At 69.2% G+C, this 12,365-nt stretch carries 13 protein-coding genes; 5 read left to right on the plus strand and 8 right to left on the minus strand.

All coding sequences use genetic code 11. From position 1 onward, the window contains the following. Positions 1-102: 102 nt before the first annotated feature. A complete protein-coding gene (locus tag ACWDO5_RS10140; protein ID WP_450529862.1) occupies positions 103-1,236 on the minus strand; it encodes an aminotransferase class I/II-fold pyridoxal phosphate-dependent enzyme in 1,134 nt (377 codons plus the stop codon). Positions 1,237-1,646: 410 nt separating this feature from the next. Between ACWDO5_RS10140 and ACWDO5_RS10145 the strand changes: the two genes are divergently transcribed. Together ACWDO5_RS10145 and ACWDO5_RS10150 are read left to right on the plus strand one after the other, a co-directional pair. Continuing rightward, complete coding sequence (locus tag ACWDO5_RS10145; RefSeq protein ID WP_450529863.1) at positions 1,647-1,925, plus strand: hypothetical protein; 279 nt, start codon at positions 1,647-1,649, stop codon at positions 1,923-1,925. A 5-nt stretch (positions 1,926-1,930) separates the two neighbouring features. Further along, on the plus strand, positions 1,931-2,290 hold the full coding sequence (locus ACWDO5_RS10150; RefSeq protein ID WP_450529864.1) for a hypothetical protein: 360 nt from the start codon (positions 1,931-1,933) through the stop codon (positions 2,288-2,290). Between the two features lie 6 nt (positions 2,291-2,296). Here ACWDO5_RS10150 and ACWDO5_RS10155 read toward each other — a convergent pair whose 3' ends face one another. Both ACWDO5_RS10155 and clpB read right to left on the minus strand, forming a co-directional pair. Continuing rightward, the gene (locus ACWDO5_RS10155) at positions 2,297-2,833 is read right to left on the minus strand and encodes a YbjN domain-containing protein (protein ID WP_450529865.1); all 537 of its coding nucleotides are present in this window, start codon (positions 2,831-2,833) and stop codon (positions 2,297-2,299) included. Positions 2,834-3,300: 467 nt separating this feature from the next. Beyond that, a complete protein-coding gene (clpB, locus tag ACWDO5_RS10160) occupies positions 3,301-5,886 on the minus strand; it encodes an ATP-dependent chaperone ClpB (RefSeq protein ID WP_450529866.1) in 2,586 nt (861 codons plus the stop codon). Positions 5,887-6,007: 121 nt separating this feature from the next. On the opposite strand from clpB, the gene ACWDO5_RS10165 reads away from it, so the two are divergent. After that, positions 6,008-6,412, plus strand: a complete 405-nt coding sequence (locus tag ACWDO5_RS10165; protein ID WP_450529867.1) for a pyridoxamine 5'-phosphate oxidase family protein — start codon at positions 6,008-6,010, stop codon at positions 6,410-6,412. A 139-nt stretch (positions 6,413-6,551) separates the two neighbouring features. Here ACWDO5_RS10165 and ACWDO5_RS10170 read toward each other — a convergent pair whose 3' ends face one another. Next, positions 6,552-6,872, minus strand: coding sequence for a (2Fe-2S)-binding protein (locus ACWDO5_RS10170; RefSeq protein ID WP_351549710.1), 321 nt, complete (start codon positions 6,870-6,872; stop codon positions 6,552-6,554). Positions 6,873-7,258: 386 nt separating this feature from the next. Here ACWDO5_RS10170 and ACWDO5_RS10175 point away from each other — a divergent pair, with 386 nt between their 5' ends. Together ACWDO5_RS10175 and ACWDO5_RS10180 are read left to right on the plus strand one after the other, a co-directional pair. Next, positions 7,259-8,242, plus strand: a complete 984-nt coding sequence (locus tag ACWDO5_RS10175) for a helix-turn-helix transcriptional regulator (protein WP_450529868.1) — start codon at positions 7,259-7,261, stop codon at positions 8,240-8,242. Positions 8,243-8,657: 415 nt separating this feature from the next. After that, on the plus strand, positions 8,658-9,293 hold the full coding sequence (locus tag ACWDO5_RS10180) for a GAP family protein (protein WP_450529869.1): 636 nt from the start codon (positions 8,658-8,660) through the stop codon (positions 9,291-9,293). Between the two features lie 87 nt (positions 9,294-9,380). Here the strand turns inward: ACWDO5_RS10180 and ACWDO5_RS10185 are convergent, their stop codons facing one another. From ACWDO5_RS10185 to ACWDO5_RS10200, 4 genes are all read right to left on the minus strand, one after another. Beyond that, on the minus strand, positions 9,381-9,833 hold the full coding sequence (locus ACWDO5_RS10185; protein ID WP_450529870.1) for a heat shock protein transcriptional repressor HspR: 453 nt from the start codon (positions 9,831-9,833) through the stop codon (positions 9,381-9,383). Position 9,834: 1 nt separating this feature from the next. Beyond that, positions 9,835-11,031: a molecular chaperone DnaJ gene (gene dnaJ, locus ACWDO5_RS10190; RefSeq protein WP_450529871.1), complete on the minus strand. Its 1,197-nt coding sequence runs from the start codon at positions 11,029-11,031 to the stop codon at positions 9,835-9,837. Positions 11,032-11,061: 30 nt separating this feature from the next. Continuing rightward, the gene (grpE, locus tag ACWDO5_RS10195; RefSeq protein ID WP_450529872.1) at positions 11,062-11,712 is read right to left on the minus strand and encodes a nucleotide exchange factor GrpE; all 651 of its coding nucleotides are present in this window, start codon (positions 11,710-11,712) and stop codon (positions 11,062-11,064) included. Continuing rightward, a partial coding sequence (locus ACWDO5_RS10200; protein WP_450529873.1) for an Hsp70 family protein occupies positions 11,709-12,365 on the minus strand: 657 nt, incomplete at its 5' end. The genes grpE and ACWDO5_RS10200, both read right to left, overlap by 4 nt.

The following is a 12,365-nucleotide window of genomic DNA, read 5'->3' on the forward strand; positions in this document are numbered from 1 at the left end:
CCGAGCCGGTGCGCTCCGGAATCGGTCGGAGCGTTTGACCACATTGACCTTTCTAACACCGCAAGGTGCCCTGCGGCCAAGCACGGCTCAGAGCGGCACCGATCAGCGCGCGGCAATCAACTGGTCAACCGCCTTGCGGATCGAGTCCTCCCGCTTGCAGAACGAGAAGCGGACCAGCCACGCCGGAGCATTCACGCTGAGGTAGAACGCCGACGTCGGGATGGCCACCACGCCGGCGCGCTCCGGCAGGTCCCGGCAGAACTGGACCCCGTCCGAGTAGCCCCACGGCCGCACATCCGCCTGCACGAAGTAGCCGGCATCCGCACGGAAAGGCCGCAGGCCGGCTTCCGTCAGGCCGTCGCTCAGCAGGTCCCTGTTCCTGCGCAGAGTGTCCCGCAGACCAGCCGCCCACTCCTCCACCGAGCCGAGCGCCCGCGCCAGCGCTTCTTGATACGGAGTACCCGAGGCGTACGTCAGGAACTGCTTGGCCGCGCCCACCGCAGCGACAAGCGGCGCGGGCCCACACACCCAACCGACCTTCCAGCCGGTCGCGTTGAAGGTCTTGCCCGCCGAGGAGATGACCACCGTCCGTTCCCGCATCTCCGGCAGAGCGGCGATGGAGAGATGGCGGGCACCGTCGTTGTAGACGAGGTGTTCGTAGACCTCATCCGTGATCACCGTCAGCGAGTGCTCACGGCACACGTCCGCGATGGCTTCCAACTCTTCGGCCTTGAAGACCATGCCCGTCGGGTTGTGGGGAGTGTTCAGGAGCAGCACCCGAGTACGCGGGGAAACGGCCGCCCGCAATGCGTCTGCGTCGAGAGCGAACGCGGCGCCGTCGAGGACCAGGGGGACAGCGACCAACCGGGCCCCGGCAAGCCGGGCATCCGCCGCGTACGCGTCGTAGCAGGGGTCGAAGGCGATGACCTCGTCACCGGGATCACAGAGCGCCAGGAGGGCCGCAGCGAGTGCTTCCGTCGCGCCCGTGGTGATCAGCACCTCGCCCTGCGGCTGGTAGTCGAGGCCGTACCGGCGCAGCTGATGAGCGGCGACAGCCTCGCGAAGCGCCGGGAATCCATGAGCAGGCGGGTACTGGTTGCTGCCCGCGAGCACCGCGTCCGCTACGTCCTTGAGCAGCACGGGCGGACTGGCCAGCTCCGGCACCCCTTGACCGAGGTTCACGGCCCCGGTGCTCCGCGCCAGCTCCGTCATCTCCGTGAAGATCGACGTGCCCATGCCCCGCACCCGAGCCGCAGGGCTCCAGCCTGCCGAGCCCACTACGCCGCGCGCGTCAGCCGTCCCCGCCGTGTTCATGCGATCCCGCTTTCCCGAGTCCACCAACCAGGAGATTCGGCCCTCACGATAGGCATCACGGGGAACACCGGCCTACTGGTGAGGACGTTCAAGCCTTCACCGGAGCCTGTGACCAGCGATCTTAGATGTGTATGAGCAGGCATTGACCTGGGTGAGGGCCTCGCCGGAACTGGTGGGGGCCGTCCGCCCGGCGAACTCTCCAGCGGCTGAAGCGCCCGCTGTCACGGGCGACACGCGTCCCTTCAGCCGACCGGGTAGGAACCGGCCCCGTCCGGCTGGTCAGCGCTCGCGTGCGAGGCCTTGGCCGCTCATGGTCGGGTTGTCCGACCCCTGTGCGCGCCCGGAGGTGCCCCCTGTCCGCCGAGACTTTCGACAGCGCACCGGCACAGGGCTCCCGGCCCGTCCCCCGCTGGCGCACCGCTCTGCTGCGAGCCGCCCCCGCACTGGGGCTGTTCGCGGCGGCGCGGCTGACCGGGCTGCTGGTGATGGCCGGCTGGGCCTGGCACATCGGGCGTTCGCCGCGGGCGATCGTGGCCCGCGCCTGGGACTCCGACTGGTACATGCTGATCCCGGGTGGACCTCGCGGTTCGATTTCGGGATCGGGGCGCTGAAGGTGGTGCGGGACATCGTGCTGCGCCCGACGCTGCTCTCGCTGCTGATGGCGATGCTGATTGTCGTGGCAGCGGTGCTGCTGTTCGCGCTGCTGGCGCTGGACCGGCCGCCGACGGGGCTGCTCGTGTACACGGCGGTGCTGGTGCTGATCACGGTCGGCGGGTCCGGCTTCTTCGAGTCCAAGCCGCGGTTTCTGCTGCCGGCGTTCCCGCTGCTGCTGCCGCTGGCATGCGCGCTGACAAAAAGCCCGGCCGAGGACGGCGGTCGTGGTGACCGTCGTCCTGGCCGGGCTTTCGTTCGCCTACGGGGCGTATCTGCTGACGCTTTCCCCGATCGCACTGTAGGGCGCGGCGGGGGCCGCTAGGGCGGGTCAGGCGTCGTCGGCGGGCTTCTCGTCCGCGTCCGCCGGCTCCAGACCGAGCTGCTCGACGAGCCACTTGTCGAACTCGATCGCAGCGCGGACCCAGCTGACGGTCGACGACACGAAGTGCTCCAGGCTGACGCCCATGCCGATCAGCATCTGCGCCTCGCCGATGAGGCGGACGGTGGTGGGGCCGTCCTCCTCTTCGTGGATGTGCGTGTAGACCTTCGGCCACAGGGTGCGGCGGTTCCAGTCGTCGATCGTGTCGAGGAGCTTGGACTTGTCCTCGACGGCGTGCGGCCGGTCGTAGAACGTCCGCACCGAGAAGATCTGCTGGTCGTCCTCGCCTCGGAACATGAAGTACGTGCGGAATTCCTCCCACGGCGCCGCGAGGTCGCCTTCGTCGTCGACGACGTACTTCAGCTCCATCTGGTCGAGGAGCTGCTTGACCAGGTCCTGGTCGGGAACGACGGGGCCCGCCGGTCCTGCGGCCTGAGGCTGGGGCTGGCCCCCGAAATTCGGAATCGAGGACGGATCGATGGTCACCGTGGATTTCCCTTCGTACGGTTCCTGCCATCCTCTCCCATGTCGGGCGGGTGCTGGCAACCCTTACGGGGGGCGCGGCGGGAAGGGGGGACGCGGGGCGAGCCCCGCACCCCCGCGCGGCAGCTACGCGCCGCGGGGCCAGGCCCGCCCACGGTGCCGGGCCACCCGCACCGTCGGCGGCGGGAAAAAGGGTGCGGGCCTCGCCCCCACCAGGGCAGTTGGCCGACCACCGGCCTCCCCGCCGCTCTGCGGCGGGGAGGCCGGTACGGGACACAGCCCCGCACCCGGGCGCGGCAGCTTCGCGCGGCAAGGCCAGGCCCGCCCACGGCGGCGGCCCAGCCACGGGCAGGTCGCCCCGCGGCGAGGCAGAGGGCGCGGGCCCCCCGCACCCGCACCCAGGCGCGGGCAGCTTCGCGCCGCGAGCCTGGGCCACCAACCGCTCCGCGGCGCCGCGCCCCGCGGGCCGGTTACTGCGCCGGGCCCACCAGCAGGCCGTCCTCGAAGCGGTCCACGCGGACCGTGTCGCCGTCCGTGACCTCGCCCGCCAGGATTTCCTTGGCCAGGCGGTCGCCGATCGCCGTCTGGACCAGGCGGCGCAACGGGCGGGCGCCGTACGCCGGGTCGTTGCCCTCGTCCGCGAGCCATTCCAGGGCCGCCGGGGTGACGTCCAGCGTGAGGCGGCGTTCGGCGAGGCGCTTGGCGAGGCGGTCGATCTGCAGCTTCGCGATGTGGGTCAACTCGTCCTTGGACAGGGCCGAGAAGACCACCATGTCGTCCAGCCGGTTCAGGAACTCCGGCTTGAACGAGGCCCGTACGACCTCGAGGACCTGCTGCTTCTTCTCCTCTTCGCTGGTCAGCGGCTCGACCAGATACTGGCTGCCGAGGTTCGACGTCAGGATCAGGATGGTGTTGCGGAAGTCCACCGTCCGGCCCTGGCCGTCCGTCAGACGCCCGTCGTCGAGGACCTGGAGCAGGATGTCGAAGACCTCGGGGTGCGCCTTCTCCACCTCGTCGAGGAGGACGACGGAGTACGGGCGGCGGCGCACCGCCTCGGTCAGCTGGCCGCCCTCCTCGTAGCCGACGTAGCCCGGAGGCGCGCCGACCAGGCGGGCCACCGAGTGCTTCTCGCCGTACTCCGACATGTCGATGCGGACCATCGCCCGCTCGTCGTCGAAGAGGAAGTCCGCCAGCGCCTTCGCCAGCTCCGTCTTGCCGACGCCCGTCGGGCCGAGGAAGAGGAAGGAGCCGGTGGGCCGGTCGGGGTCCGCGATCCCGGCGCGGGTGCGGCGTACGGCGTCGGACACCGACTGGACCGCCTCCGTCTGGCCGATCAGCCGCCTGCCCAGCTCGGATTCCATCCGCAGGAGCTTCTTGGTCTCCCCTTCCAGGAGGCGTCCGGCCGGGATGCCCGTCCAGGACCCGACCACATCCGCGATGTCGTCCGGGCCGACCTCCTCCTTGACCATGGTGTCCTTGGCCGCTTCCTGCTCGGCCACCGTGGCCTCCGCCAACTCCCGCTCCAGGCCCGGGATCTCCCCGTACAGCAGCTTGGACGCGGTGTCGAAGTCGCCGTCGCGCTGCGCGCGTTCCGCCTGGCCGCGCAGTTCGTCGAGCTTCTCCTTCAGCTCACCGACCCGGTTGAGGCCCTGCTTCTCCTTCTCCCAACGCGCGGTGAGGCCACGCAGCTCCTCCTCCTTGTCGGCGAGGTCGCGGCGGAGCTTCTCCAGGCGCTGCTTGGAGCCCTCGTCGGTCTCGTTCTTGAGCGCCAGCTCCTCCATCCGCAGCCGGTCCACGGCCCGCTGCAGCTCGTCGATCTCGACGGGCGAGGAGTCGATCTCCATCCGCAGCCGGGACGCGGCCTCGTCGACGAGGTCGATCGCCTTGTCGGGCAGAAAGCGCGACGTGATGTACCGGTCCGAGAGCGTCGCGGCCGCGACCAGCGCACTGTCCGCGATCTGCACCTTGTGGTGGGCCTCGTACCGGCCCTTCAGCCCGCGCAGGATCGCGATCGTGTCCTCGACCGTCGGCTCGGCAACCAGCACCTGCTGGAAGCGCCGCTCCAGCGCCGCGTCCTTCTCGATCCGCTCGCGGTACTCGTCGAGCGTCGTCGCGCCCACCATCCGCAGCTCACCGCGCGCCAGCATCGGCTTGAGCATGTTGCCCGCGTCCATCGCGGAGTCCCCGCCGGCGCCCGCGCCCACGACTGTGTGCAGCTCGTCGATGAAGGTGATGATCTGTCCGTCGCTCTCCTTGATCTCGGAGAGGACGGTCTTCAGCCGCTCCTCGAACTCACCGCGGTACTTCGCGCCCGCCACCATCGCGCCCAGGTCGAGCGCCACCAGCCGCTTGTTCCTCAGCGACTCGGGCACGTCGCCCTTGACGATGCGCTGCGCCAGCCCTTCGACTACCGCGGTCTTGCCGACGCCCGGCTCACCGATCAGCACCGGGTTGTTCTTCGTACGACGCGACAGCACCTGGACGACCCGACGGATCTCCTGGTCCCGGCCGATGACCGGGTCGAGCTTGCCCTCGCGGGCCGCCGCGGTGAAGTCCGTACCGAACTTCTCCAGTGCCTTGTACTGCCCCTCAGGATCGGGTGTGGTCACCCGGCGCCCTCCCCTTGCCTTCTCGAACGCGTCCAGCAGCTTCTTCGCCGTGGCCCCCTGCTGGGCCAGCGCTTCCCCGGTCTGCCCGCCCTTCGCGGCGATGCCGATGAGGAGATGCTCGGTGGACAGATACTCGTCCCCGAGCTCCTTGGCCCGTTGCGCGGCGTCGGCGATGACGGCGAGCAACTCCCGGTTGGGCTGCGGCGGCGCGACGGTGGACCCCGTCACGCTGGGCTGCGCGGTCAGCACCCGCTCGGTCCCGGAGCGCACGGCGGCCTGGTCCGCATCGACGGCGGCCAGGAGGTCGATGATGTTCTCGTTGTCCGCGCCCGCGAGCAGCGCGAGCAGCAGATGCGCGGGGGTCAGATCGGGATGCCCCTCGGACACGGCCCGGGTGGTGGCGGCGTTGATTGCATCCCGGCTCTTGTTGGTCAGCTCGGCGTCCACGTGCGGTCTCTCCTCCTTGCGGGGTGGGGCTCTTCCCTCAACGCTGACTCATTCAACGTGCACAAAGTTGAGTCTATTCCACTCAACCCAGTGAGACAGCCGCCGCCTGTAGGTTCCGGGCATGGCCATCGACCCGCGCAACCCCGACGCGTCCTATCTCAACTTCTGGCGTGAGTACCACATGTGCACACTGACGACCCCGCGCCAGGACGGAACCCCGCACGTCGTCGCGGTCGGTGTCACCTACGACCCGGAGGGCGGACTCGCCCGCGTCATCACCAACAAGCACAGCCACAAGGTCGACAACATCCTGGCAGCCGGCGCCGACGGGGCGCCGGTCGCGGTCTGCCAGGTCGACAGGGGACGCTGGGCGACCCTGGAGGGCCGCGCGAGGGTCCGTACGGAGCCGGAGCTCATCGCGGAGGCGGTGGAGCGCTACGCGGAACGCTACGGACGCACCCCTGCCCCGAACCCGGACCGGGTGCTGGTCGAGATCGCCCTCACACGGGCGATGGGCCGGGCCTAGCCCGGGGAAGCCGGGAAGCCGGGAAAGAGCCCGGGAAAAGATCCGGGAAAAGCACAGCGGCGCCATCGTGTTTCAGGTCCACGATGGCGCCGCTGTGTGGGGGAAGCGCCCGAGCGATTTACAACGACGGGGGAACCGCTCAGGCACTGCGGGGGGTGGCGGTGGTGGTATCGGGCTCGGCCAACTGGTGGTCCCGCTGGTCGAGATTGACGAAAATCATGCCGTACCGGATGGCACAGCGGACGGGCTGTGGAGCTCCACGGGGCCGGCGAAGACACCGGTACGCGCGGACGTCCTCGTCCTCCTCGCGTGCCACGACAATCGGCTCTCCGAAGAGGGTGACCATCAACGAGTCGCCACGGTGGGGGATTGCCGTGACGAGGTCGATGAAATGCCACCCCGATCTGTAAGCCGTAGCCATCTCACGCCGGAAGACCCGGTCGTCCGGTGGAACGGTCATGCGTCCGTGCGGGCCGGAGCGACACCCCAGGAGGGCTCACCGTTCGCGCCCGTAACGGCTGCCGGACCGACACCCCATGAAGGCTCTCCGGGCGTATTGGCCACAGCGTCCGCGGGAGCGATACCCCACGAAGGTTCGCCAGGGGCTGCCGTCACCGCGCCGACGGGAGAGCTACCCCAGGAGGGCTCACCGGAGGCCGCCGCACCGAGCGCGGCCGCCGCTATGGCAAGAGCACAAAGAGCACGAAGCGTCCTAGACATGGGTGATCTCCACCTCTTTTGATCATTCCTCCTCCCCCGCGCATTAGACGATGTCTCACTCCGAACGCTTGCACCAGCGACGGCAGGCATCATGTTCCTGTAATGCAGGAGCCTGAGGGGGTGCATATGCCAGCTAATGAGGGCGAATCCGGACACCCTCACGCAGACGGTGAGCTGTGCGAGGCGGGGAAGGGGCTTTACATCACCGCTCTGCGTACCGGGCGAATAGCCCGGTCAGAAGCGGAACCCACACCCTGTCTCTTCGATCTGGCCCTGCTGCACCCGGATCCCGACGACGCGCAGTGGCTCCGCCCGGTCCCGCCGACCACTGCGCTGACACAGCTGATACACCCCATCGAGCGGGAGATCCAAGAGCGCCGACGACGAACTGTCGCTCTGACCGATGCTCTTGAGCCATTCATGGCGTTCACCGCTCAGAACTCCACCGTCCCACAAGGCATAACCGTCCTCGAAGGCCTCAACCGCATCAACACAACCCTTGACCAAGTCACCGCAGACTGCACCGAGGAGCTTCTCACTGTCCAGCCCGGCAGCGGGCGACAGCCGCACATCCTGGAAAAGGCGCTGCGCCGCGTGGAGCCGCTGATCGACCGCGGCGTACGGATGCGCACGCTCTACCAGCACACGGCCCGCCACCACCAGGCCACGCTGTCCTACATGGAACAGGTCGGCCCGTCCGGCGTGGAGGTGCGCACGCTGGAGGAGATCATCGACCGGCTGATCATCATCGACCGGAAAGTGGCCTTCATCCCGGCGAGCAGCGACCGCCTGTCCGCCCTCGAGCTGCGGCACAAGGGCATCGTCGAGTACCTCGTCGGCGTCTTCGAGCAGTTCTGGCTGCACGGCATCCCGTGGGAGGAACAGATCTCCTACGGGCCCCAGTTGGACGGCATCACCGGCGTCCAGCGCTCGATCGCCAAGCTCCTGATCGAGGGGCATGTCGACGAGGCCATCGCCCGGCGCCTCGGCATGAACGTCCGTACCTGCCGTGCGCACATCGCCAAGCTGGGCTCCGCGCTGGGCAGTGGCAGCCGGACCCAACTCGGCTATCTCATCGCGCAGTCGGGGATTCTGGAACACGAGGACTGACCCGTGATGGCCCCGGCGTCCGCCGACACGCCGGGGCGTGTATCGGCTCCTGAAGCGCCAACGTTGCATGTGCGCAGCCCCGGTACGACCGCGGCACGCAGAAGGTCGTCCTGATCTCGCGGTCCCGCGACGAGCCGTAAGCCGTCTGAGAACTGCCGCCCCAGCGGCCGCCCGCCCTCCGGCAGTCACAGCATCACGCCCGTGCCTCACCGGCCTCCCGGGCAGGACACCCGTTTCATTCCATACCAAAATTGATCATCTCACGCATACTGGGCACCCTTGAAGGGCTTGAAGGAGTACGCAGCGTCCGGTGCGCGGGCGCCCGACGACACCCGGGCAGGAGGAGTGCGATGGACGGCCACCGACAGGAGCGGCGTGGACGAACCGGCCAAGCTCTCGGAGCTCGAGGCCACCGGTGGACCTGAGGATTCTTCCGCTCGCCATCACGATGATGGTGGGGCCCCAGATCCTGTCGGCGATCATCTTTGTGACGAGTCCGCGAGCGGTCCGGGCGTCCCTGGCGTTCCTTCTGGGTATCGCGGCCGGGACCACGGCCGGGGTGGCTGTCATGCGGGGCATCGCAGCGCTCCTGGGCCACGCCGTCGACACGGGCAGTACGTCCGACAAGGGCTCGGTCGGCCACATCATCGAGTACGTACTGGTCGGCCTGCTGGTGTTCATCGCGGTGAAGAACTGGGTGGGGCGCAGAACGGCCGAGCCGCCGAAGTGGTTGAAGTCCTTGATGACGGCCGGCCCGGGGAAGGCGTTCGCCGTCGGCCTGCTGCTGATTCTGCTGATGCCCTCCGACCTCGTGGTCATGCTGACCGTGGGGGTTCATCTGCAGCAGCACGACGCCGGCCTGGGCGAGGCGCTGCCCTTCATCGGGCTTACGGTCCTCATCGCGGCGCTGCCGCTGCTGGGCCGCATCCTGTTCGGCAGGAAGGCCGAGCGCACCATGCCGAAGGTGCGCGAGTGGATGAACACCCGCAGCTGGCTCATCAGCATCATCGCCTGCGGGATCTTCATCGCCCTCATCCTCTCCGGAGGCTGACCGGTCCTCGGCAGGCTGCGGGCCACAGACGCCGAAGGGGCCGGAGGGCGACTCGCTCTCCGGCCCCTTCGGCGGTACAGCTCTGTCCTACTCAGCCCGCTTGGGCCGCCAGACCACCAGCGCGCTCGCCTGCTGCACATCCTGGTACGGCACGAGATCGCGCCGGTACGAGGCGTGCACCTGGGCTTCGCGCTGCTGCATCGCCGCCGCCGCGCCCTCGATGGCCGTCGACAGCTCGGCGACCCGCTGCTGGAGCGCCGCGACCTGGTTCTCCAGTTCGATGATGCGCTTGATTCCGGCCAGATTGATGCCCTCGTCCTGCGACAACTGCTGGACGGTGCGCAGCAGTTCGATGTCGCGGGCGGAGTAGCGCCGGCCCCGGCCCGCGGTGCGGTCCGGGGAGACCAGGCCGAGCCGGTCGTACTGCCGAAGAGTCTGCGGATGCAGGCCCGAGAGCTGGGCCGCCACCGAGATGACGTACACCGGCGACTCTTCGGTCAGTTCGTAGGGATTGCGGCTGCGCCCCGATCGGCCATCCATCTCATGCTCCCTTCGCGGCCTGGAACAGCTCGGCCCGCGGGTCCTCGTCCGCGGTGGCTTCGCGGTAGGCCTCCAGCGCTTCCTTCGCCTTGTCGCTGAGTTCCTTGGGCACGGCGACCTCGACGGTGACCAGCAGGTCCCCGCGGGTGCCGTCCTTGCGGAGTGCGCCCTTGCCGCGGGCCCGCATCGTACGGCCGTTGGGTGTCCCGGCGGGCAGCTTCAGCGTGACCGGCGGACCGCCCAGGGTCGGCACCTTCACCTCGCCGCCGAGCGCCGCCTCCGTGTAGGTGACGGGCACGGTGACCGTGAGGTTGTCGCCCTTGCGGCCGAAGACCGGGTGCGGGTCGACGTGCACGACCACGTACAAGTCGCCCGCCGGGCCGCCCCGTTCGCCCGGGGCTCCCTTGCCGCGCAGCCGGATCCGCTGACTGTCGGAGACGCCCGCGGGGATCCTGACCTGCATGGTGCGCGAGGAGCGGGCGCGCCCGCTGCCCTTGCACACGTCGCAGGGGTCCTGCGCGATCAGTCCGCGGCCCTTGCAGTCCACGCACGGGTCGGTGAGCGAGAAGGAGCCGCTGCCGCCGCGCGAGACCTGGCCAGTGCCCAGACAGGTGGAGCACACCCTGGGCGTACCGTTTTTGTCGCCGGTGCCCGAGCATGCCTTGCACGCCGCCGAGCTGGACATCCGCAGTGGGACCGTGGCCCCGTCGACCGCCTCGGTGAAGCTGAGCGTCACCTCGGACTCGATGTCCTGGCCGCGGCGCGGCTGGGTACGCGTACCCGTGCCGGTGCCGGCGCCGCGGTTGAACAGTCCGCCGAACACATCGCCGAGACCGCCGCCGAAGCCTCCGGCGCCACCTTGACCTTGCGGGCCGCCCTGGGCGCCCCCGAAGAGGTCGCCCAGGTCGAAGTTGAAGGAGCCGCCGGGACCGCCGGACCCGGGTGCGCGGAAGCCACCGTTGCCGAAGAGGGCGCGTGCCTCGTCGTACTCCTTGCGCCGCTTGGGGTCACCGAGGATGTCATTGGCCTCGGAGATCTCCTTGAAGCGCTCCTCCGCCTTGACATCGCCCTTGTTGGCGTCCGGGTGGTACTCGCGGGCGAGCTTCCGGTACGCCTTCTTGATCTCGGCCTCGGTGGCGTCCTTCGGGACGCCGAGGACCTTGTAGTAGTCCTTCTCGACGAAGTCCTTCGTACTCATCGACGTCCCTCCTCTCGGACAATCATTGCGTCAGCCCTCGTCCGGGCCACCGCTCTCCTCGTCGTTCGCCGTCTCTTCCTTGCCGGCCGCCGGGGTCGCGCCAGGCTGGGGCTCGGCCACGGCCACCCGCGCGGGGCGGATGGTGCGCTCGCCGATGCGATACCCAGGCTGAAGGATCGCGACGCACGTGGTCTCGGTGACATCCGGTGCGTACGAGTGCATCAGGGCTTCGTGGATCGTCGGGTCGAAGGGCTCGCCCTCCTTGCCGAACTGCTGCAGGCCCATCTTGGCCGCCGCCGTCTCGAGAGACTCGGCGACCGACTTGAACCCGCCCACCAGCTCCCCGTGTTCACGGGCGCGGCCGATGTCGTCGAGCACGGGCAGGAGCTCGGTCAGCAGATTCGCCGTGGCGATCTCCTTGACCGTGATCCGGTCGCGCTCCACACGACGGCGGTAGTTCTGGTACTCGGCCTGGAGCCGCTGGAGGTCTGCCGTGCGCTCGCTGAGCGCCATGCGGACCTGGTCCAGCTGAGCCGTCAGGCCGGCGATCTTTGCTGCGTCCCCTGCCGGGGCCGCCGCGCCCTCCTTCTGGGAGGACTCGGCGGACTCGGCGGCGTCGTCAGAGGTGGCGCCGGAGGGGACGTCGGGCTTCTCGTCGAAGCCCGGGGTCTCCTCCGTCACGCGGCACCACCCTTGGCATCCTTCTCGTCGTCGACGATCTCGGCGTCGACGACATCGTCATCGGCCTTGGCCTGCTCGCCGGCCGGGGCGTCGGCTCCGGCAGCGGCGGCGCCGTCGGGCGCGGCGTTGGCGTACATCGCCTGGCCGAGCTTCTGGCTGACCGCGGCGAGCTTCTCGGTCGCCGTGCGGATCTCGGCCGTGTCCTCGCCCTTGAGCTTCTCCTTCAGCTCGTCGACGGCGGTCTCGACCTCGGTCTTCACCTCGCCCGGGACCTTGTCCTCGTTGTCCTTGAGGAACTTCTCCGTCTGGTAGACGAGCTGCTCGCCCTGGTTGCGGGTCTCGGCGGCCTCGCGGCGGCGGTGGTCCTCGTCCGCGTACTGCTCGGCCTCCTGGCGCATCCGGTCGACCTCGTCCTTCGGCAGCGAGGAGCCGCCGGTGACGGTCATCTTCTGCTCCTTGCCCGTGCCCAGGTCCTTCGCGGTCACGTGCATGATGCCGTTGGCGTCGATGTCGAAGGCGACCTCGATCTGCGGGACCCCGCGGGGGGCCGGCGGCAGACCGGTCAGCTCGAACATCCCGAGCTTCTTGTTGTACGCCGCGATCTCACGCTCGCCCTGGTAGACCTGGATCTGCACGGACGGCTGGTTGTCCTC

Source organism: Streptomyces sp. NPDC000880 (genome assembly GCF_053599675.1).

What these genes read in the sequence shown, in the direction of transcription:
- ACWDO5_RS10175 (WP_450529868.1), top strand. Translation starts at nt 7,259, where the DNA reads ATGCCAGCTAATGAGGGCGAATCCGGACACCCTCACGCAGACGGTGAG.
- ACWDO5_RS10170 (WP_351549710.1), bottom strand. Translation starts at nt 6,872, where the DNA reads ATGACCGTTCCACCGGACGACCGGGTCTTCCGGCGTGAGATGGCTACG.
- ACWDO5_RS10140 (WP_450529862.1), bottom strand. Translation starts at nt 1,236, where the DNA reads ATGGGCACGTCGATCTTCACGGAGATGACGGAGCTGGCGCGGAGCACC.
- dnaJ (WP_450529871.1), bottom strand. Translation starts at nt 11,031, where the DNA reads ATGAGTACGAAGGACTTCGTCGAGAAGGACTACTACAAGGTCCTCGGC.
- ACWDO5_RS10165 (WP_450529867.1), top strand. Translation starts at nt 6,008, where the DNA reads ATGGCCATCGACCCGCGCAACCCCGACGCGTCCTATCTCAACTTCTGG.
- ACWDO5_RS10185 (WP_450529870.1), bottom strand. Translation starts at nt 9,833, where the DNA reads ATGGATGGCCGATCGGGGCGCAGCCGCAATCCCTACGAACTGACCGAA.